Raw genomic sequence first — 19,030 nt, forward strand, 5'->3', positions numbered from 1 at the left:
GCCGCGGTGCGTCCACGTCCGGCTACCCGCGGTGCGCGAACCCTCGCTCAGTGGTAGGGCGCCTCGCGCGGAGCTTGCCGAGCCCGGGGCGCCTGCGCACGAGGCACCTGCGGCCGCGGCGCCTGCGCTCGTGGTGGCTGGCCACGCGGGACCTGCGGCCTCGGCGGCGGCGGGCGCCGCACCGGGGGGCGGGCTCCGGCCGGGCGGGGTGCTCGCTCGCGCCTCTCCGGCTCGGGCTCGCGGGCCGGCGCCCGGGATGGGCGGTTCGCCCACGAGTCGAACAGCACGATCAGCGCCGCGAACGCCGCGCAGCCCAGCCCCAGTGCCACGTTGACCAGCGACCCGATGATGCCGGCCACCAGCAGCACCGGCAGCACCGCCATCAGGCAGAACGGGTCGATCCTGCCGAACTTCGGGCGGGGTGGCCCCTCCCGGGGACTCACCGCGCGACCTCCGCTTTCCCTCGCGCCATGGTCGCAGTATGCAACCCGCAGCCCGAACCGGCCACCACCAGCCTCCGGAAATCCGGACAAAGCGCGTGAATCACAGTTCCGCGTCCCGCAATGCCATCTCGATCTCGCCGCCGGTGAGGCGGCGGGGGCCGACGTAGTAGAGCACCGCGCCCGCCGCCAGCTCCGCGTCCCAGCCCGGGTTCACCACCAGCCCTTCCCCGGTGCGCGCGGCCAGCACCGTCGCGCCGTACGCGCGCCCGAGCGCCGTCCGGCAGCGAGAGGCCGGCAGCCGGCCGAGGGACTCCGGGAGCGTCACCGAGAACGTGTCCGCCCCGCCGGCCGTCATCAGCTCCGCGTAGACCTCGGCGATCCCCGGCGAAGTCAGCTCCTCGGTCACCATCCGGGGCGTGTGCCACTGCACGCAGCGGATCCGCGGGTCCACGTAGCGCACCAGCTCGGCTCGCTCGAGGTCGCGCAGGGTGACCACGACGTGCGACGCCGGGCTGGCGTGGACCACGGTCACCGCGACCGCCAGCGCCTCGTTGTCGTCGGCCACGTCGACCAGGACGGCGGCCGCGCGTGGCACGCCCGCCTTCTCCAGCACCTCGGCGGCCGTCGGCTCGCCGCGGACGAAGTCCACCGGCTGCCCCGGCATCGGGTGCGCCGGCACCTGCGCGCACAGCACCAGCCCGGTTACGCCGTCGGCGAGCAGCTGGGCGACGATCCGCTCGGTCCGCCCGGCCGCGTACCCGATCAGCACCGTGTGCCCGGTCGCGCGCACCGCCTCCGTCCCCTGCATCCGCCGTCCCTTCGCCTGTTCCAGCACCGAAGCGAGCTTCGTGAACACCGTCGTGAGCGTGGCGAGCCCGCCGGCGATGACGTACGCGCCCACGAAGTGCCCGGCGAGCGTCCCAGGCGAGAAGTCGCCGTAGCCGACCGTGGTCGTCGTGACGACGAAGTACCACCAGTAGTTGCCGGGCCGGACCAGCTCGCTGCCCGCCGGCTCGGCCAGCGCCATCAGCGGCCAGCTCGTCGCGAACACGACCACCACGACGGCGACCGGCACGAGCCAGCCCCGGTTCGGTGCCCAGCGCGCGAACAGCCGCGAGAGGAAGAACGTCACCGATCCTCCTCGCCGGCCGCGATCATGGTCCCGACACCCGATCACACGGTGCTACCAGGCACAACGGTCTTTACCGGACCGTGACGGCGGCCCGCACGGGCGGACAGGAACGGACAGGATTCCCGCGTTCCCCGGGAAAAACCCGCGCACCGTGGTGCAATGACGCCGGTCCCCCGGCGCCGGAAGAGGTACGCGCATGAGGAAACGGGTCCGTTCGACGCTCGTCGCGGTGGCGGTCGCGGGTGGGGTGATCGCCGGTCCGGCGGTCGCCAGCCCGGCGCCGCCGAAGCTCGAGTTCGCGAACCCCGCCAGCCAGGCCCTGTTCGGCACCGCGTACCAGGCGGCGCTCGACAACCTGTTGCGCACCAACACGATCGGCTACGACGCGAAGTACGACAAGAGCGGCCTGCTCGACCCGGCCACCGGCATCGTCCGCGCGGGTGGCGGGTACGGCCAGCCCTGGACGCGCGACGCCTCGATCAACAGCTGGAACGCGACCAGCCTCCTCGCCCCCGCCTTGGCGGAGAACACGTTGTGGGCGGTCGTCGACAAGGACGCCGGCGGCGCCCTGCGCGTGCAACAGGACGACCAGCAGTGGGACCAGGTCGTCTGGGCGACCGCCGCGTGGCACCACTACCTGGTCACCGGCGACGGCGGGTTCCTCGAAAACGCCTACCGCACCACGGCGGACACGCTGGCCATCCGCGAACACGCCACCACGGCGGGGTTCAACGCGAAGTACGGGCTGTTCACCGGCGCGTCCTTCTTCAACGACGGCATCGCCGGCTACCCCGCGCCGCCCGCGGACGCCACCGAGTCGGTGAGCACCGGGAGCATGCCGTGGCCCGGTGTGGCGAGCGGGATGTACCTGAGCACCAACGAGGTCTACTACGCCGCCTACGTCAACGCCGCGAACATGGCGGAGAAGCTCGGCCGTCCCGGCGCGGAGGTCGCCGGCTACCGGACCCGCGCCGCCGCGCTGAAGACCGCGATCAACCAGCGCTTCTGGAACGCGAACACCGGCCTGTACGACTACCAGCTCCTCGCCGACGGCTCCCGCGGCGCCTACCAGGAAGGCACCGGGCTGGCGTTCGCCCTGCTCTTCGGCATCGCGAACCCGGCCCAGGCGCGGTCGATCCTCGCCCGCGCCCAGGAAATGCCGTGGGGCATGCCCGACACCTTCCCGAACTGGGACCGCTATTCGGACGCGCAACCGGGGCGGCACAACGCGATCGTCTGGCCGCTCGTGCAGGGCCTGTGGGCCAAGGCGCTGGCCGGGCAGGGAAACCAGAGCGCCTTCGCGGCCGAGACCACGCGCCTGGCCAAGCTGGCGGACGACAACAGCGGCTTCTGGGAGATCTACAACGGTCACACCGGCGTCGTGGACGGCGGCTACCAGCGGCTCGGCGACACCGTGAAGTTCCACTGGGGCTCCGAACCCGACCAGACCTGGTCGGCCACCGCGTTCCTCGACATGATCCACACCGGCCTGTTCGGGCTGACGTTCACCGACCGCGGCCTCGCGTTCGCGCCCGACCTCCCGGCGGGCTGGGGTGACGTCACCCTCCGGAACCTGGGCTACCGCGCCGCGAACCTCACGATCACGCTGCGCGGGGCGGGCACCAAGATCGGCTCGTTCACGATCGACGGCCGTTCCGCGCCGGGCAATGCCATCCCGTCGACGCTGAGCGGCAGCCACACCGTCGCGATCACGCTGACGGGCGCGGCCGCCGGCGATCGCGACGGCGACGGCGTGCCCGACGCCGCCGACCGGTGCGCCGACACCGCGGGCACCGTCGACGGCTGCCCGGCCCCCGGTCACCTCGAAGCGGAGGACGCGGTCAACACCGGCGGCGTGAAGACGAACGTGAACCACACCGGCTACTCCGGCCGCGCGTTCCTCGACGGGCTCTGGTCGCCGGGTGCGGCGTCGTCGTTCACGCTGCACCGGACGTCGGACGCGCCGGGGTCGGCCGCGATCACCGTGCGCTACGCCAACGCCAACAGCGACACCCGCACGATGACGCTGTCGGTGGACGGGCGCCCGCTGCGGCAGGTGAGCTTCCCGAAGGTCTCCGACAGCTGGGACGCCTGGGGCACCACGACCTTCGCCGACGTCCCGCTCGCCGGGCGGGACCCGGTGGTCACGCTGTCGTACGCGGCGGGTGACACCGGTTCGATCAACCTCGACTGGCTGGCCGCCTCCCCGGCCGGCTGAGGTACGCGGGCGCGTCCGTCACTCGAACCGGTGAACCGCCCGCCCGGCCGTCATAGCCGTGACGGCGTCCCCTCTAGTCCTTTGTTCGCGGTGGCCGGGCGGCACGCCCCCCGACCGGCCGGTCACCGCGCACACGCACCCGGGCCCCGCATACTGGGCGGGTGAGCGAACCGATCCCGCTGTTCCCGGTGACCCGCGTCGATCCCGAGCGGTTCGCGGCCGCGCAGCACCGCCTCTTCACCGGGATGCGGCTGCGGATCGGCCGGTCCGGCGTCGCGCACCGGGTCGCGTGGGTGCCCTGGCTCGACGAGCTGACCCTGCCCGCGCCCGCCTGCCACCAGGGGTGGTCGGGGCTCGGCGCGGCGGGCGAGATCACCCCGGTCGACCTGCCGGTGACCTGCCGCAAGTGCCTGCGCCTCGGCGGCGAACCGGACGATCCCGCCCAGCACACCCTTTTCGCGCTACCGGAGGGGCGCTGACCGGTTAGGCCCGTCGCCGCGGGGTACTTCGACCGGATGACGGAGAACCGAGACCCCGGCGGGCCGATCCGGCAGTTCACCGCCGACCTCGTCGAGGCCGCGATGGCCGGAGCGTACGAGGAGGTCGCCGACACGCTGGGCGCGCTCACTCGCGCCGGCTCCCCGCACGCCCCCGCCGAAGTCGTCGCCGAGCTGGTCGACCGGTGCGCGGCCGTGGTCCACGCCCGGCACCCGGCCGGTCCCGGGTCGATCTTCACCATCGCGGTGGCGGACGACCAGGCCCGGCCGGTCGAGGTGGACCGGCTGCCGCCGGGCCCGCTGGCCGCGCTGCGAGCCTTGCTCGCGGCACTGGGCGACGACGTGGAGAGCCGCGACATCCAGGTGGAGCTGGCGTCCCGCGGGGAGCCGGACGACGTAGTCTGCGTCGTGATCCACCTGCTGGTGTGGCTGGTCGAAGTGTCGGACAGCTCCACGGCGGCACTCCCGTCGCTGAGCTGCTTCACCCCGTGACCGCCGACCGGGCCAGGGCCACCACCTCTTCGTCGATCAGCAAGCCCGGATCGAACCGCATCCCGGCGAAATGACCGGCCGGCTCGAGTGAAAGCACCCCGTGCAGCCGCGTCCAGAACGACAGCGCGCGGTGCAGCACCACCGTCGGCGCCGGGTCGCCGCCCGCCCACTCGCGGTGGTCGGCGAGGTGGCCGTCGAACGCGGTTTCCGGACCTCCGCTGCCCTGCTCGCCGCACGCGTCGATGAGCACCGCCATCACCTCGTGCGAGATCGCGGTGGTGTCGCCGGGGGCGTGGTAGCCGGGCACCGGCGTGCCGTAGATCAGGAAGTCGCGCTGGGGGTCCTGCCGGGCCCAGTCCCGGATGACGTGCCCGCCTCGGCGATCTGCTCCCACGCGTGCTGCTTGATCTCCGCGCGCGCCTGCGCCCGGTAGCGCTCGCGTGAGCTCGGCCCCGCGTCCGCTGCCTCTTCGCCGCCCCGGCGAACGCGGTCACCCCGGGCCCGTTGACCTGCCGCGGTCAGGGCATCGACGCCGCTGCCCAGCTCCACCACCGGACCGAGACGTTCGTCAAGGCACCCGTGAGGACCGTCTGGAAGGTGCAGACCGGCGTGGAAGGGTGGCCGGCCTGGCAGGCCGCCGTCACCAGCGCGAAACGGCTGGATCCCGGCCCCCTGCACCCGGGTTCCCGGTTCCGCTGGACGACGCCCGCTCCGGCGACGCCCTCCTCCCCCGCCACCACGCTCGTGATCACGTCCAGCAGGTCCAGGCCGGACGGTGCATCCGCTGGACGGGCGCGCAGATCGAAGCCGACACCGCCACGGCCATCCGGTACCTCGCGCCCGGCCTCGACCGCTGGCCGGCCGATCTCAAGATCGCCGCCGAGGCCCGCACCCAGCGTCCCCGGGGAGAGCAGTGATGTCCGCACCCATCCGCCCGTCGGAGGCCGTGCTCGTCGCAGCGTGGGCGTTCCCGATCTTCGTTCTCGGTCAGTTCGCCCTAATCGCCGGTATCCCGGTCGCGATCGTGGTGGCCCGCACCCCGCGGTCGCGCGCGGCCCGCTGGTGGAGCGGCCTGATGGCGGCGGCCTACGTCGTGCCGCTCGCGGTCTGGCTCCTCGGGCCGAGCACGGCGCCGAGCCTGTCGAAGTCCCTCAGTCCCTGGGACACCGGAGTGATCACGGCGGCCGGCGTCGTGGCCGCCGGCGGGCTGCACCTCGTCCGGCGGCGCGCCGCGGCGCCGGTCGGGGATCGACCGGCGCCGGGGGCGCGGAGCGCTACTTCTCGAAGGTGAGGCAGTTCGCGGAGTGCGCGCCCGCGCCCGGCCCGACCCGGACGCTCGAGGCCGTGCACTCCAGCGACGAGTTGTGCCGGCAGTCCGCTCGCGAGCACGCGCCCACCTGGGCCACGACGCGGTCGAGACCGCCCTTCGTGTTCAGCGGGACGAAGGTGCCGCAGTCGGCGGACCCGTTGTCGCCGCCGACGGTGATGGCGAACGCGTGGCAGCCGTCGTGGTTGTAGGAACACCCGCTGACGGTGCATTCGTGGACGGCGGGCATCTCGGTGGTGGTCATGCGCGACTCCTGGTTCCGTGGTGGGAAATCAGTGCGGTTTCCCGACGCTCCCACCGGTCGCGGAGCCGCGCAATTCGCGGCAACTCGCCCGGGTGATCCACTCCGCACGCCCGGGTGAGGTTCGCGTCAGCGCAACGGTTCCAGGGCCTTCGCCAGCGGCTCCAGCACGGCCGGGGTGTGCGGCGGCGGCAGGTACACGATCGCGAGGTCGAGACCCACCTCGCCGAGCGCTTCGGCTTCGGCCGCCACCTTGGCGTAGTCGCCGTCCGGGTCGAGGCGGACGTGGGAGGACAGCGTGATCTCGGCCGGGTCGCGGCCGATGTCCGCGCAGTGGCGGTGCAGCACGTCGCGCTTGTGGGCGAACTCCTCGGGCGTGCCGCCGACGAAGTTCCAGTGCTGGGCGTACTTCGCGGCCGTGCGCAGGGTGCGCTTCTCACCGCTGCCGCCGATGCAGATCGGCGGGTGCGGCTTCTGCACGCCCTTGGGTTCGCACCGGGCGTCGGTCAGCTGGTAGTGCTCGCCCTGGAACGTCGTCGTCTCCTGGGTCAGCAGGCCGACGAGCACCTCGCAGCCCTCCTCGAAGCGGTCGCTGCGTTCCTTGACCGAGCCGAGCCGCATGCCGTACGCGCCGGACTCCTCTTCGTTCCAGCCGGCGCCGATGCCGATTTCGAGGCGGCCGCCCGAAACGATGTCGAGGGTCGCGGCCATGTTCGCGAGCAGCGCCGGGTGGCGGTAGTGCATCCCGCTGACCAGCGTGCCCAGCCGCAGCCGCTGGGTGGCCTGCGCGAGCGCGGTGAGCGTGACCCAGCCTTCGAGGCACGGCCCGGTCGAATCGGAGAAGATGGGATAGAAGTGGTCGAAGGTCCAGCCGGACTCGAACAGCTCGATCTCGTCGGCGGCCTGCCACACGGCGAGCATGTCCGCCCACTCGGTGTTCTGGGGCGAGGTCTTGATGGCGAATCGCATGGTCGTGATCGTAAACCTGGAGTTCCTCCAGGACGGTCGTCGCTCGATCCGGTGAAGCGGCTCATCGCCGCGGCGTCCCCGGGTACCCCTCGCGCAAAGAGGAGGACACGATGCCCGACAACGAACTCCCGGGGTTCCTGATCATCGGCTTGATCTTCGTGGTGGCCGACGGCCAGATCCTGTACCGCGGCGGCCGCCGCTACCTGAGCGGCGGCACCGGCGGCGGAGCGACCGGCGCGATGGCGCGGATGGTGGTCACGGTCTTCCACCTGGTCGCGTTCGGCGTGCTGGCGTTGCTTTCGGTGGTGGGCCCGGGCTGGTCGGGCTCGACGGCCGCGCTCGTCGGCCGGCTGGGCGTGTTCCTGTTGCTGCTGGCGCTGGTGCACGGGGCGACGCTGGCGGTGCTGGGCCACCGGCGGCAGGACACGATCGTGGAGACGAGCTTCCAGGAGCGGGACGCCGACCGGCCGCCCGCCGGGATCGAGCAGACGACGGTCACCCCGGTTTCGGGACAGGGTGGCCCGTCTCCGCAGGTGAGCCCGGACCTCGGGAACCACGGCCCGTACCGGGTCTGAGCCACGGCAAACGCCCGTGGTGGTCACATCACGCTGAGTGTTCGCCGCCGCCCATCCAGGTAATCACTCGTCCGTGTGCGATTCCGCGGTGAACCCCCTCGAATGCCGCAACGGGCATTACTCCGCGTCCGTGGATTGTGAAAATCCTCAGCTTCAGATGACCGCTTCGTGTCGTTACCGAATCCGAAGATCACGTATCGCGCACCACCGGCATCCCCGTCACCACAAGGAATCCTTGCCCCGCGTAGCGATTTTGATAGCGTGGCCGGGCTTTCCCTCGCCGCCGGGTCACGTCCCGCCGCGGTGTCTCCCCGTTTTCCGTTCCGGCGAAAGGACTTTCTTCATGCGCACGACCCTGCTCCGAGCCGGGAGCCTGGCCGGGGTGACCGTCGCCGTGCTCGCCGGCGCCACCGGTGTCGCCACCGCCGACGACGCCGTCACCGGGTCCGCTTTCGGCGCGTCGGCGAGCGTTTCCCTGCTGCCCGGCGTCCTCACCGGCGGCGAGGGGATCACCGTCGACACCGGGCAGCTGGCCGAGTCGAGCAGCGCCGGGCCCGCCGAAGCGAGCGTCGCCGACGCCCCGCTCAAGGGGCTCGTCACCGCGAAGGCCATCAGCAGCTCGGTCGTCGACGGCGCCGGGTCCGTGGCCGCGAAGGCGAGCGTCGCCGAGGTGACGCTGCCGCTGCTCGCCGCGGCCGCCGGGCGCGTGCCGTCGATCCGGCTGATCAGCGCCCGGTGCGCGTCGGCCGACGGGCACGTCACCGGCAGCAGCGACTTGGCCGGCGTCAACCTCGGCCGGCTCGGCACGCTGCCCGCCGCCACTTCGCCGAACCAGAAGCTCGGCATCCCCGGCGTCGCCGAGGTGACCGTCAACGAGCAGATCCAGCGCTACGACGGCAGCCTCGAAGTCACGGCCCTGCACGTCAAGCTGCTCGGCGGCAAGGCCACCGGCGCTCTCGGCAGCGGCGACGTCAAGCTCGCCTCCGTCACCTGCGGACCGTCGAAGGAGCGCGCGCCGGAAGCGCCGCCGAAGCCGACCGGGCCGGGCCAGGTCGTCGTCGTTCCCGCCGGTGCCCCGCAGACCGGCGACGGCAGCCTCGCCGTCGAGGGCTGAGGCGATGCTGCGCCGCGCCCTCCTCGCCGTCGTCTCCGCGCTGCTGCTCGCCGGCTGCGGAGCGGCGGCCACCCCCGCCGCCCCACCGCCGGCCCCGGCCGCCGCCGGCGTGACCCGGTCCCTGCCGACCGCGCTCGACGTCCCCGCGATCGACGCGAAGTCGACGCTGGTGTCGCTCGGGCTCAACCCCGACCGCACCGTCGAGGTGCCGCCGGTCGACCAGCCGCTGCAGGCCGGCTGGTACGAGTACGGCCCGACACCCGGCGAGGTCGGGCCCGCCGTGATCCTCGGCCACATCGACGGCGACCACCGCAAGGGCATCTTCTGGCGGCTGCACGAGCTCAAGCCGGGCGACCCGGTGCACGTCGACCGCGCCGACGGCGGGAAGCTGACGTTCGAGGTGACGAAGGTCGACCAGATCGCGAAGAAGTCGTTCCCGACGGAATCGGTGTACGGCAACACTTCCGAGCCCGAGCTGCGCCTGATCACCTGCGGCGGCAAGTACGACGCGGCGAACCGGAACTACCTCGACAACGTGATCGTGTACGCCAAGCTCAAGCGCTGAGCCGAACCACCTTCACGCTCGACCGCCGAACCCGGGGCGAGCCGCTCAGCCACGGCCCGAGCGGCTCGCCTTCCGGAACTCCCGGTTGAGGTTCGCGATGCTCGCGAACGGGATCCCCTTCGGGCACGAAGCCACGCACTCACCGGTGTTCGTGCACCCGCCGAACCCCTCCGCGTCCATCGTGTCCACCATGTCGAGCACGCGCCGGGCGCGTTCCGGCTGGCCCTGCGGCAGGAGCGACAGGTGCGTCACCTTCGCGGCGGTGAACAGCGTCGCCGAGCCGTTGGGACACGCCGCCACGCAGGCGCCGCAGCCGATGCACGTCGCGTTGTCGAACGCCAGGTCCGCGTCCGGCTTGGGCACCGGGGTCGCGTGGGCGTCCGGGGCGCTGCCGGTCGGGGCGCTGACGTACCCGCCGGCCTGGACGATCCGGTCCAGCGCCGACCGGTCGACCACCAGGTCCTTGATCACCGGGAACCCCTTGGCACGCCACGGTTCGACGTCGACCACCTCACCGTCGGCGAAGGAGCGCAGGTGCAGCTGGCAGGACGTCGTGCGCTCGGGGCCGTGCGCCTGCCCGTTGATCACGACGCCGCACGAGCCGCAGATGCCCTCGCGGCAGTCGTGGTCGAAGGCCACCGGCTCTTCGCCGTTCGCGATCAGCTCCTGGTTGAGCACGTCGAGCAGCTCGAGGAAGGACATGTCCGGACTGAGGTCGTCGACCGGGTAGGAGACCAGCCTGCCCTCGGTGGCCGGGCCGGCCTGCCGCCAGACGCGGACGGTGAGTTTCATGTGTAGCTCCGCTGGGTCGGGTGCACGTGCTCGAAGGTGAGGTCTTCGCGGTGCAGCACGGGCTTCTCGCCGTACTCCCACGCGGCGACGTACGAGAACCGCTCGTCGTCGCGTCGCGCCTCGCCGCCGTCGGTCTGGTGTTCTTCGCGGAAGTGGCCGCCGCAGGACTCTTCCCGCGCGAGCGCGTCGATCAGCAGCAGCTCGGCCAGCTCAAGGAAGTCCGCCACCCGGTTCGCCTTCTCCAGCTCCTGGTTCAGCTCCCCCGCGTCGCCGGGGATGCGGACGTCCCGCCAGAACTCCGCGCGCAGTCCCGGGATCCGGTCCAGGGCCTTGCGCAGGCCCTCGCGGCTGCGGGACATCCCGCAGTGGTCCCACATCAGCAGGCCCAGCTCGCGGTGGAACGAGTCGACCGACCGCGTGCCGCCGACGCCGAGCAGGCGTGCGATCCGTTCGCGCACTTCGGTTTCCACCCGGGTGACTTCTTCGTGTCGCGGGGACACGGAGTCCAGGCGGGTGCCGCCGAGGTAGTCGTTGAGGGTCGCCGGGAGCACGAAGTAGCCGTCGGCCAGGCCCTGCATCAACGCCGACGCGCCGAGCCGGTTGGCGCCGTGGTCGGAGAAGTTGGCTTCGCCGATGACGAACAGCCCGGGGATGGTGCTCTGCAGGTCGTAGTCCACCCACAGCCCGCCCATCGTGTAGTGGATGGCCGGGTAGATCCGCATCGGTGTGCGGTAGGGGTCCTCCGCCGTGATGCGCTGGTACATGTCGAAGAGGTTGCCGTAGCGGGCTTCGATCGCCGGGCGGCCCATGCGCGCGATCGCGTCGGCGAAGTCCAGGTAGACGCCCAGGCCGCCGGGCCCGACGCCGAGGCCCGCGTCGCACACGTTCTTCGCCGCCCGCGAGGCGATGTCCCGGGGGACCAGGTTGCCGAAGCTCGGGTACAGCCGCTCGAGGTAGTAGTCGCGCTCGTCCTCGGGGATCTCCCCCGGCGGCCGCGTGTCGCCCTGGCGCTTCGGCACCCAGATCCGGCCGTCGTTGCGCAGCGACTCGCTCATCAGCGTCAGCTTCGACTGGTGCTCCCCCGACCGCGGGATGCACGTCGGGTGGATCTGCGTGAAGCACGGGTTCGCGAAGTACGCGCCGCGCTTGTGCGCTCGCCAGATCGCCGTCGCGTTGGAACCCTTGGCGTTGGTGGAGAGGTAGAAGACGTTGCCGTAGCCGCCGCTCGCGAGGACGACGGCGTCGGCGAGGTGCGTCTCGATCTCCCCGGTCACCAGGTCGCGCGCGACGATGCCGCGGGCCCGGCCGTCGACGACGACCAGGTCCAGCATCTCCGTGCGCGGGTGCAGCTCGACGTTCCCGGCGTCGATCTGCCGCGACAACGCCTGGTAGGCGCCGATCAGCAGCTGCTGGCCCGTCTGGCCGCGAGCGTAGAACGTCCGCTGCACTTGCACGCCGCCGAACGAGCGCGTGTCGAGCAGGCCGCCGTACTCCCGCGCGAACGGCACACCCTGGGCCACCGCCTGGTCGATGATCTGGGCCGACACCTGGGCGAGCCGGTACACATTGGACTCCCGCGAGCGGAAGTCGCCGCCCTTCACCGTGTCGTAGAACAGGCGGTACACGGAGTCGCCGTCGTTGCGGTAGTTCTTGGCCGCGTTGATCCCGCCCTGCGCCGCGACCGAGTGCGCCCGCCGGGGCGAGTCCTGGAAGCAGAACTGCACCACGTGGTAACCCTGCTCGGCCAGCGTCGCCCCGGCCGACCCGCCGGCCAGCCCGGTGCCCACCACGATCACGCGGTGCTTGCGCCGGTTCGCCGGGTTCACCAGCTTCGCGGCGAACTTCCGTTCGTCCCAGCGGTTCTCCAGCGGAACCCCGGGAGCCTTGGTGTCGGCGATCGGGCCGCCGGTCAGGTAGTCCGTCATCAATCCACCAGTCCCGTCATGATCGCGACCGGGACGAGCGCGTAGCCGCCCGCGATCACGACCGCCGTCGTGCTGCCGAGGATCTTGATCGCCCGTTCCCGCCGCGCGCTGGTGACGCCCAGGGTGCGCGCGGCGCTGGCGAAGCCGTGGTGGATGTGCAGGCCGAGCATCGCGAGGGCGACGAGGTAGATCACGTTGACCCACCAGACCTGGAAGTCCGCCACGAGGTTGTGGTACGGGTCACCCGGCACGAAGTCCCGGTTCACCGTGCCCACGGTGAAGTCGAGGATGTGCCAGACGACGAACACCGCGAGCGTCGCGCCGCCCCAGCGCATCGTGCGCACCGCGAAGGTCGCGCGCACCGGCCGCCGGTGGACGTAGGGCACCGGCCGCGCCCGCAGGTCGCGCCGGACCAGCTGCACCGCCGCCGTGACGTGCAGGACGAGCGCGACGAGCAGGACCACGCGCTGGATCCAGAGGAACCAGGCGTAGTGCAGGACCGGCTCGCCGATGGTGCGCAGCCAGTGCGCGTAGTGGTTGAGGTCGTCGGCGCCGAGGAACGTCTTCAGGTTGCCGACCATGTGCGCGAACACGAACGCGAGCAGCAGGGCGCCGCTCACCGCCATGACGATCTTCTTGCCGATCGTCGAGTCCCAGAACCGGCGGACGTTCGATCGGCGCTCGAGGTCAGTTACCACCCGATCGACGGTAAGAGCCCCGTCACCAGAGGTCAAAGACATGATAACTCTGCATTCGATAGTCAGCCGCTATCGTGGTGTCATGCAGCTGCACCAGCTCGCCTACTTCGTCGCCGTCGCGGAGCACCGGCACTTCACGCGCGCCGCCGAGGAAATGCGGGTCGCGCAGCCCTCGCTGTCCCAGCAGATCCGCACGCTCGAACACGACCTCGGCGCGCCGCTGTTCCACCGGATCCGCGGCAACGTCTCGCTCACCGAAGCCGGCGAAGTCCTGCTGCCGATCGCGCGGCGGATCCTGGCGGAGACCGAGTCCGCGCGGCTCGCGATCCGGGAACTCGACGAACTGGACCGCGGCCGGGTTCGCCTCGGCGCGCCGCCCAGCCTGTGCACCGGTCTGCTGCCCGCGATGCTCTCGGCGTTCCGGCGCCGGTACCCCGGCATCCAGCTGGAGCTGCACGAAAGCGGGTCGGGCGATCTCCGGCAGCGGCTCGCCGAAGGCGCGCTGGACCTGGCTCTGCTGGCCGGTGCGCGGATGTCCGGTGACCCCCACCTGGCGGCGACGCCCCTGCTGCTGGAGGAGCTGGTGGTGATCTCCCCCGCGGACGCGCCGGTGCGGCACAGCCGCCTCGACGTCCGGGACCTCGCGGACGTCCCGCTGGTGATGTTCCGCCGCGGCTACGACGTCCGGGAAGCGACGGTCAACGCCTGCCGCGCGGCCGGGTTCGAGCCGTCGTTCGCGATCGAGGGCGGCGAGATGGACGCCGTGCTGGAGCTGGTGCGCGCCGGCGTCGGGTCGGCCGTCGTGCCGAGCACCGTGGCCGGCGAGCGGTTCGTGATGACGCGGTTCGCGCCGGAAGCGGGCATGACGCGGATCGTGCAGCTGGCCTACCGCAAGGAGGTCGAGCCGACTCGCGCCGTCCGCGCGTTGCGCACCGCGATCGTCGGGTTCGTGGCCGACCGGGCGAGCCTGCCGCCCGGCATCGAGTCCCTTGTGGACAGAGGAAGTGCCCGACCAACGGAGGGTTGACCGGCGCCGCGTTCCGGAGTGGCATGGACGCCGTGAATCGTCTGCGCTCGGCCGCCGTGCTCGTCGTCCTCGCCGGTTCCCTCCTGGCCCCGGTTCCCGCCGCCGCCGCGACCGGCCTCGGCTTCGACCTCGACGCCGCCACCATCCCCGAACTCCAGCAGCGGATGGACCACGGAGGTCTCACCGCCGTCCGGCTGACCACGGCCTACCTGCACCGCATCGACAGCGTCGACGGCAAGGTCCGCTCGGTCGTCGCCGTCGACCCGGGCGCGCTCCGGGCCGCCGCCGCCAGCGACGCCCGGCGCCGCGCGCACCGGACGCTGGGGCAGCTCGACGGGATCCCGGTGCTGCTCAAGGACAACATCGACACCCGCGCCCAGCCGGCGACCGCGGGTTCACGGGCCCTGCCGCGCAGCCGCCCGGCCGCCGACGCGGCGCTGGTGAACCGGCTCCAGCGCGGCGGCGCCGTCATCCTCGGCAAGACGAACCTCTCCGAGTGGGCCAACTTCCGGTCGACGCATTCGACGTCGGGCTGGTCCGGGATCGGCGGCCAGACGAACAACCCGTACGTGCTCGACCGCAACCCGTGCGGCTCGTCGTCGGGCTCCGGCGCCGCCGTCGCGGCCACGCTGGCCCAGGTCGCGATCGGCGCCGAGACCGACGGCTCGATCGTCTGCCCGGCCGGCTCGAACGACGTCGTCGGCGAGAAGCCGACGCTCGGGCTGGTCAGCCGGACCGGCGTCGTGCCGATCTCCGCCGAGCAGGACACGGCCGGGCCGATGGCGCGCCACGTCGTCGACGCCGCCGTCACGCTGTCCGTGCTGCAGGGCCGCGACCCGGCCGACCCGGCGACGGCGGCGATCCCCGCCGGGCAGCCGCGCGACTACGCGGCCCTCCTGAACCCCGGTGCCCTGCGCGGGGCCCGGATCGGCGTCTGGCGGCTGGCCGGCCTGGACGCCGACGTCGACCGGGTGGTCGGGGACGCCGTCCGGACGCTGACCGCGCGCGGGGCCACGGTCGTCGACGTCGACCTGCCCTACCAGGACCAGATCGGCGCCGCCGAGACGCCGGCGCTGCTGACCGAGTTCAAGCGCGACCTCAACGCCTACCTCACGCACCGGCCCGGCCACCCCGCCACGCTCGACGAGCTGAGCGCGTTCAACCGGCGCGACCCGGTGGAGCTGTCGAAGTTCGGCCAGGAGCTGTTCGAGCAGGCCGCGGCCGCGCCGGCCCCGACCGACCCGACGTACCGGCAGCAGCGGGCGACGGCCACTTCGCTGGCGCAGCGGTCGATCGACGAGACGCTCGCGCGGCTGCACCTGGACGCGATCGTCGCGCCCACCAACAGCCCGGCGTGGAAGACGGACTACGCCGCCGGCGACGCGTTCGTCCTCGGCTCGTCGACGCCGGCGGCCGTCGCGGGCTACCCGAACGTGTCGGTCCCGGCCGGGTTCGCGGGCCCGCTGCCGATCGGCGTGTCGTTCTTCGCGGGCCGCTGGGCCGACGCCCGGGTCCTCGCCTTCGCGGCGGCGTTCGAGCGGGCCGCCCCGGCGCGCCGGGCCCCGGCCTTCCTTCCCACGCTCGGCTCCTGACGATCGTTAAGGTGGGGGCCGACGGTGAGGAGGACAGCCGATGGTCACCCGCGCGGAACGCAACGCGACGGACCCCGACCTGGGTGTCCTTTCGGGACGCCTCCTGTTCGCGGTGCAGCGGGAACTGTTCACGACGCTGGCTTCCCAGGGGTTCGACGACCTGAAGCACCGGCACGGCGCCGTGCTCGCCTACCTGGACCCCGGCGGTGTCCGGGCGACCGAGCTGTCCCGGCTTTCGGGGCAGTACAAGCAGATCATCGGGACGCTGATCGACGAGCTGGAGGCACTGGGCTACGTCGAGCGGCGGCCGGACCCGAGTGACCGCCGCGCGAAGCTGATCTGCCCGACCGCGCGCGGCCTCGCCCAGATGAGCGCGGCGGACGCGATCATGGCCGCCATCCAGCGCCGCCACGCGGACCGCCTGGGCGTCGAAGACTACGAGCGGTTCAAGCGCACGCTGACCGACATCACCGAGCACCAGCGCAGCCAGACGACCGACGACTGAGGCCCGGCGTGATGCCCCGCCAAGCACGCGATGCGCGCACGTGAATTGGCCCTTATCGATTCAGAAGCTCTCTGCTAGCCTGCGTCGCGGACCCGCGCACGGCAGCGCCGCCGGCGCCCCTGGGGAAACTTCTTCGAGGAGCTGAAATGACGGCAATCGCCCGTGTTCATGGTCGTGAGGTCCTCGACAGCCGGGGCAACCCGACCGTCGAGGTCGACGTCGTGCTGGCGGACGGCTCGCTGGGCCGGGCCGCCGTCCCGTCGGGCGCCTCCACCGGCACGCGCGAGGCGGTCGAGCTCCGTGACGGCGACCAGGCGCGCTACCACGGCAAGGGCGTCCGCAAGGCCGTCACCGCGGTCAACACCGAACTCGCCGACGCCGTCATCGGGCTGAACGCCGAAGCGCAGTCCGAGGTCGACGCCGCCCTGATCGCCGCGGACGGGACGCCGAACAAGGCCCGCGTCGGCGCCAACGCCACGCTCGGGATCTCCCTGGCCGTCGCGAAGGCCGCCGCGGCGGCGAACACGCTGCCGCTGTACCGCTACGTCGGCGGCGTCTTCGCCCACCAGCTGCCGATGCCGATGATGAACATCGTCAACGGCGGCGCGCACGCCGACAACCCGATCGACTTCCAGGAGTTCATGATCGGCCCGGTCGGCGCCGAGACCTTCGCCGAGGCCGTCCGGATGGGCTCGGAGGTCTTCCACACCCTGCGCGCGTCGCTGAAGAAGGCCGGGCACGGGACCAACGTCGGCGACGAAGGCGGCTTCGCGCCCAACCTCGCCTCCGCCGACGAAGCGCTCGAGTTCGTCGTGCGCGCGATCGAGGAGAGCGGCTACACCCCGGGCGAGGACATCGCGCTGCTGCTCGACCCGGCCGCGTCGGAGTTCTACGACAACGGCGTCTACGACTACCGCGGCGAGGGCATCAAGCGCAGCGTCGAGGAGCACGTCGCCTACCTCGCCGACCTGACCACGCGCTTCCCGATCGTCTCCATCGAAGACGGCCTCGCGCAGGACGACTACGACGGCTGGAAGCAGCTCACCGACGGCATCGGCGACCGCGTGCAGCTCGTCGGGGACGACGTCTTCTGCACCAACGTCAAGCTGCTGCAGGACGGGATCGACCGCGGCATCGGGAACTCGATCCTGATCAAGGTCAACCAGATCGGCACGCTCACCGAGACGCTGCTGACCGTCGACACCGCGCACAAGGCCGGCTACTCGGCCGTCATGTCGCACCGCTCCGGCGAGACCGAGGACACCACGATCGCCGACCTCGCCGTCGCCACCGGCTGCGGCCAGATCAAGACGGGTTCGCTGTCCCGCTCCGACCGCACCGCCAAGTACAACCAGCTCATCCGCATCGAGGAGGAGCTCGGCGCCGAGGCCCGGTACGCCGGCCGCGCCACCCTCCGCGGCAGCCGCTGATCGGCGGACCGGGCCGATCTGTAGTCACATAGGACGGGTGAACTCTTTCCTGGACAAGGTGGACGAACGGCTCGGCGACGGGCTCGAGCACGTCCTGTGCGCTCACCACCAGCGAAGACTCCGGTCGCTGGGCTGGGGCGACGTGCTCGAGCCGGGTGGTGACCGCTTCGGCGGCCGGGCGCCCGTCCGCGACGGCAACCGCGTCGAGGTGCTGATCGACGGCGAGGAGGTTCTCCCGGCGATCGAGAAGGCCATCCGGGGCGCGAAGTCCCACGTGCACCTCGCCAACTGGCACGCCAGCGCCGACTTCCGGCTGACCCGCGAGCCCGGCTCCCCCACCCTGCGGGAACTGCTCGCCGAAACCGCCGACCGGGGTGTCGGGGTGCGCGTGCTGCTGTGGGCCGGGCCGCCCGTGCCCGCGTTCCAGCCGTCGCGCGGTCTCGCGCGGCGGGAGCAGCGGAAGTTCACCGACGGCTCGGCCGTGCGCTGCGTGCTGGACTCCCGGGAGCGGACCATGCACTGCCACCACGAAAAGCTCGTGATCGTGGACGGCGAGGTCGCGTTCGTCGGCGGCGTCGACTTCACGGCGCTGGAGGGCGACCGGCACGACAGCCCGGACCACCCGCCGCGGCCGATCGGCTGGCACGACCTGGCCACCCGGCTCGAAGGGCCGGTCGTCGCCGACGTCGCGGACCACTTCGCGCGGCGGTGGACGGAGGTCGCGGGCGAGTATCTGCCGCCGCCGAAGGTGCCGGGGCCCGCGGGCGGTACCCGCGTCCAGCTGCTGCGCACGATCCCGAACTCGACCTACGACTTCGCCCCGAAGGGCGAGTTCACGATCCTCGACGGGTACCTGCGGGCACTGCGGTCGGCGCGGCGGCTGGTCTACCTGGAGAACCAGTTCCTCTGGTCGCCCGAGATCGCCGAGGTGCTCCTCGACAAGCTGCGCAACCCGCCCGACGACCGCTTCCGCATGGTCCTGCTGCTCCCCCGCAAGCCGAGCAACGGCGCCGACACCACCCGCGGCCAGCTGGGCCGCCTCCTCGACGCCGACGGCGGTCACGGCCGCCTCCTCGCGACGACGATCAGCGCGCATGACGGGGACGCCTCCTCCCCCGTCTACGTCCACGCGAAGCTCGGCATCGTCGACGACGAGTGGCTGACCGTCGGGTCGGCGAACCTCAACGAGCACTCGCTGTTCAACGACACCGAGGTCAACATCGCGACCGACGACGCCCAGCTGGCCCGCACGACGCGGCTGCGCCTGTGGGCCGAGCACCTCGGCCGGGACGTGACCGAGGTGGACGGCGACCCGGCGGACGTCGTCGACCACCTCTGGCGGCCCCTGGCCGAGGAGCAGTTGGAGCGGGAGAACCGGGGCGAGCCGCGCACCCACCGGCTCGTGCTGCTCCCCGGCGTCTCCCGGCGATCGGGCCGGCTGCAGGGACCACTGCGTGGACTCCTGGTCGACGGCTGAAGCGAAGATCG

General features: G+C 72.2%; 20 protein-coding genes and 1 pseudogene. 13 read left to right on the forward strand and 8 right to left on the reverse strand.

Annotated elements, in window-relative coordinates; translation table 11 throughout:
- Nucleotides 1–47: 47 nt before the first annotated feature.
- Together ABZ342_RS10715 and ABZ342_RS10720 are read right to left on the reverse strand one after the other, a co-directional pair.
- Entirely contained in the window at nt 48–443 is a 396-nt protein-coding gene (locus ABZ342_RS10715; RefSeq protein WP_360471217.1) for a hypothetical protein, read from the reverse strand.
- 100 nt (nt 444–543) lie between these two features.
- Complete coding sequence (locus ABZ342_RS10720; RefSeq protein ID WP_360471220.1) at nt 544–1,575, reverse strand: ion channel; 1,032 nt, start codon at nt 1,573–1,575, stop codon at nt 544–546.
- A 196-nt stretch (nt 1,576–1,771) separates the two neighbouring features.
- Between ABZ342_RS10720 and ABZ342_RS10725 the strand changes: the two genes are divergently transcribed.
- The 3 genes from ABZ342_RS10725 to ABZ342_RS10735 all read left to right on the forward strand — a co-directional run bounded on the left by ABZ342_RS10725 (nt 1,772) and on the right by ABZ342_RS10735 (nt 4,782).
- On the forward strand, nt 1,772–3,793 hold the full coding sequence (locus ABZ342_RS10725; RefSeq protein WP_360471222.1) for a glycogen debranching protein: 2,022 nt from the start codon (nt 1,772–1,774) through the stop codon (nt 3,791–3,793).
- 161 nt (nt 3,794–3,954) lie between these two features.
- On the forward strand, nt 3,955–4,272 hold the full coding sequence (locus ABZ342_RS10730) for a hypothetical protein (RefSeq protein ID WP_360471225.1): 318 nt from the start codon (nt 3,955–3,957) through the stop codon (nt 4,270–4,272).
- 36 nt (nt 4,273–4,308) lie between these two features.
- Nucleotides 4,309–4,782 carry a hypothetical protein gene (locus ABZ342_RS10735; RefSeq protein WP_360471228.1) on the forward strand — a complete coding sequence of 158 codons (474 nt, stop codon included), beginning with the start codon at nt 4,309–4,311 and terminating at the stop codon, nt 4,780–4,782.
- Here the strand turns inward: ABZ342_RS10735 and ABZ342_RS10740 are convergent.
- A pseudogene (locus ABZ342_RS10740) lies at nt 4,772–5,190 on the reverse strand (TetR-like C-terminal domain-containing protein). The gene ABZ342_RS10735 and the pseudogene ABZ342_RS10740 overlap by 11 nt on opposite strands.
- Nucleotides 5,191–5,399: 209 nt before the next feature.
- Between ABZ342_RS10740 and ABZ342_RS10745 the strand changes: the two are divergent.
- Together ABZ342_RS10745 and ABZ342_RS10750 are read left to right on the forward strand one after the other, a co-directional pair.
- Complete coding sequence (locus ABZ342_RS10745; RefSeq protein WP_360471230.1) at nt 5,400–5,699, forward strand: hypothetical protein; 300 nt, start codon at nt 5,400–5,402, stop codon at nt 5,697–5,699.
- A complete protein-coding gene (locus ABZ342_RS10750) occupies nt 5,699–6,073 on the forward strand; it encodes a hypothetical protein (RefSeq protein ID WP_360471233.1) in 375 nt (124 codons plus the stop codon). The genes ABZ342_RS10745 and ABZ342_RS10750 overlap by 1 nt, the downstream gene beginning before the upstream one ends.
- Here ABZ342_RS10750 and ABZ342_RS10755 read toward each other — a convergent pair.
- On the reverse strand, nt 6,057–6,353 hold the full coding sequence (locus ABZ342_RS10755) for a DUF1540 domain-containing protein (RefSeq protein WP_155547134.1): 297 nt from the start codon (nt 6,351–6,353) through the stop codon (nt 6,057–6,059). The genes ABZ342_RS10750 and ABZ342_RS10755 overlap by 17 nt on opposite strands.
- A 126-nt stretch (nt 6,354–6,479) precedes the next feature.
- Nucleotides 6,480–7,319: an LLM class F420-dependent oxidoreductase gene (locus ABZ342_RS10760; RefSeq protein WP_360471236.1), complete on the reverse strand. Its 840-nt coding sequence runs from the start codon at nt 7,317–7,319 to the stop codon at nt 6,480–6,482.
- Between the two features lie 110 nt (nt 7,320–7,429).
- On the opposite strand from ABZ342_RS10760, the gene ABZ342_RS10765 reads away from it, so the two are divergent.
- The 3 genes from ABZ342_RS10765 to ABZ342_RS10775 all read left to right on the forward strand — a co-directional run bounded on the left by ABZ342_RS10765 (nt 7,430) and on the right by ABZ342_RS10775 (nt 9,573).
- The gene (locus tag ABZ342_RS10765; RefSeq protein ID WP_155547132.1) at nt 7,430–7,894 is read left to right on the forward strand and encodes a hypothetical protein; all 465 of its coding nucleotides are present in this window, start codon (nt 7,430–7,432) and stop codon (nt 7,892–7,894) included.
- Between the two features lie 343 nt (nt 7,895–8,237).
- A complete protein-coding gene (locus ABZ342_RS10770; protein ID WP_360471238.1) occupies nt 8,238–9,008 on the forward strand; it encodes a choice-of-anchor P family protein in 771 nt (256 codons plus the stop codon).
- A gap of 4 nt (nt 9,009–9,012) precedes the next feature.
- Nucleotides 9,013–9,573 (forward strand): class F sortase, encoded by a 561-nt coding sequence (locus ABZ342_RS10775; RefSeq protein WP_360471241.1) that lies wholly within the window; start codon nt 9,013–9,015, stop codon nt 9,571–9,573.
- Between the two features lie 45 nt (nt 9,574–9,618).
- On the opposite strand, the gene ABZ342_RS10780 is transcribed toward ABZ342_RS10775, so the two are convergent.
- From ABZ342_RS10780 to ABZ342_RS10790, 3 genes are read right to left on the reverse strand one after another with little or no spacing between them, the layout of a single operon-like run.
- Entirely contained in the window at nt 9,619–10,365 is a 747-nt protein-coding gene (locus ABZ342_RS10780) for a succinate dehydrogenase/fumarate reductase iron-sulfur subunit (RefSeq protein ID WP_360471243.1), read from the reverse strand.
- The gene (locus ABZ342_RS10785) at nt 10,362–12,290 is read right to left on the reverse strand and encodes a fumarate reductase/succinate dehydrogenase flavoprotein subunit (protein ID WP_360471245.1); all 1,929 of its coding nucleotides are present in this window, start codon (nt 12,288–12,290) and stop codon (nt 10,362–10,364) included. Before ABZ342_RS10785 ends, ABZ342_RS10780 begins: the two co-directional genes overlap by 4 nt.
- The gene (locus ABZ342_RS10790; protein ID WP_360471248.1) at nt 12,290–13,030 is read right to left on the reverse strand and encodes a succinate dehydrogenase cytochrome b subunit; all 741 of its coding nucleotides are present in this window, start codon (nt 13,028–13,030) and stop codon (nt 12,290–12,292) included. Before ABZ342_RS10790 ends, ABZ342_RS10785 begins: the two co-directional genes overlap by 1 nt.
- Before the next feature lie 40 nt (nt 13,031–13,070).
- On the opposite strand from ABZ342_RS10790, the gene ABZ342_RS10795 reads away from it, so the two are divergent.
- From ABZ342_RS10795 to ABZ342_RS10815, 5 genes are all read left to right on the forward strand, one after another.
- Complete coding sequence (locus ABZ342_RS10795) at nt 13,071–14,015, forward strand: LysR substrate-binding domain-containing protein (RefSeq protein ID WP_360471251.1); 945 nt, start codon at nt 13,071–13,073, stop codon at nt 14,013–14,015.
- Between the two features lie 32 nt (nt 14,016–14,047).
- Nucleotides 14,048–15,607 (forward strand): amidase, encoded by a 1,560-nt coding sequence (locus ABZ342_RS10800; protein ID WP_360471253.1) that lies wholly within the window; start codon nt 14,048–14,050, stop codon nt 15,605–15,607.
- A 40-nt stretch (nt 15,608–15,647) separates the two neighbouring features.
- A complete protein-coding gene (locus tag ABZ342_RS10805; protein ID WP_360471256.1) occupies nt 15,648–16,112 on the forward strand; it encodes a MarR family winged helix-turn-helix transcriptional regulator in 465 nt (154 codons plus the stop codon).
- A gap of 146 nt (nt 16,113–16,258) precedes the next feature.
- Nucleotides 16,259–17,542: a phosphopyruvate hydratase gene (eno, locus tag ABZ342_RS10810; protein WP_360471259.1), complete on the forward strand. Its 1,284-nt coding sequence runs from the start codon at nt 16,259–16,261 to the stop codon at nt 17,540–17,542.
- A gap of 28 nt (nt 17,543–17,570) precedes the next feature.
- Nucleotides 17,571–19,019 carry a phospholipase D family protein gene (locus ABZ342_RS10815; protein ID WP_360471475.1) on the forward strand — a complete coding sequence of 483 codons (1,449 nt, stop codon included), beginning with the start codon at nt 17,571–17,573 and terminating at the stop codon, nt 19,017–19,019.
- Nucleotides 19,020–19,030 lie beyond the last annotated feature (11 nt).

Origin of the sequence: Amycolatopsis sp. NPDC005961, from assembly GCF_040629235.1 — a bacterium.
Taxonomy (GTDB): domain Bacteria; phylum Actinomycetota; class Actinomycetes; order Mycobacteriales; family Pseudonocardiaceae; genus Amycolatopsis; species Amycolatopsis camponoti.

Bases quoted from the DNA above. Each gene is read 5' to 3' on its own strand.
- ABZ342_RS10725 (WP_360471222.1), top strand. From the start codon at position 1,772: ATGAGGAAACGGGTCCGTTCGACGCTCGTCGCGGTGGCGGTCGCGGGT.
- ABZ342_RS10735 (WP_360471228.1), top strand. From the start codon at position 4,309: ATGACGGAGAACCGAGACCCCGGCGGGCCGATCCGGCAGTTCACCGCC.
- ABZ342_RS10750 (WP_360471233.1), top strand. From the start codon at position 5,699: ATGTCCGCACCCATCCGCCCGTCGGAGGCCGTGCTCGTCGCAGCGTGG.
- ABZ342_RS10755 (WP_155547134.1), bottom strand. From the start codon at position 6,353: ATGACCACCACCGAGATGCCCGCCGTCCACGAATGCACCGTCAGCGGG.
- ABZ342_RS10760 (WP_360471236.1), bottom strand. From the start codon at position 7,319: ATGCGATTCGCCATCAAGACCTCGCCCCAGAACACCGAGTGGGCGGAC.
- ABZ342_RS10765 (WP_155547132.1), top strand. From the start codon at position 7,430: ATGCCCGACAACGAACTCCCGGGGTTCCTGATCATCGGCTTGATCTTC.
- ABZ342_RS10770 (WP_360471238.1), top strand. From the start codon at position 8,238: ATGCGCACGACCCTGCTCCGAGCCGGGAGCCTGGCCGGGGTGACCGTC.
- ABZ342_RS10775 (WP_360471241.1), top strand. From the start codon at position 9,013: ATGCTGCGCCGCGCCCTCCTCGCCGTCGTCTCCGCGCTGCTGCTCGCC.
- ABZ342_RS10780 (WP_360471243.1), bottom strand. From the start codon at position 10,365: ATGAAACTCACCGTCCGCGTCTGGCGGCAGGCCGGCCCGGCCACCGAG.
- ABZ342_RS10785 (WP_360471245.1), bottom strand. From the start codon at position 12,290: ATGACGGACTACCTGACCGGCGGCCCGATCGCCGACACCAAGGCTCCC.
- ABZ342_RS10790 (WP_360471248.1), bottom strand. From the start codon at position 13,030: ATGTCTTTGACCTCTGGTGACGGGGCTCTTACCGTCGATCGGGTGGTA.
- ABZ342_RS10795 (WP_360471251.1), top strand. From the start codon at position 13,071: ATGCAGCTGCACCAGCTCGCCTACTTCGTCGCCGTCGCGGAGCACCGG.
- ABZ342_RS10805 (WP_360471256.1), top strand. From the start codon at position 15,648: ATGGTCACCCGCGCGGAACGCAACGCGACGGACCCCGACCTGGGTGTC.
- eno (WP_360471259.1), top strand. From the start codon at position 16,259: ATGACGGCAATCGCCCGTGTTCATGGTCGTGAGGTCCTCGACAGCCGG.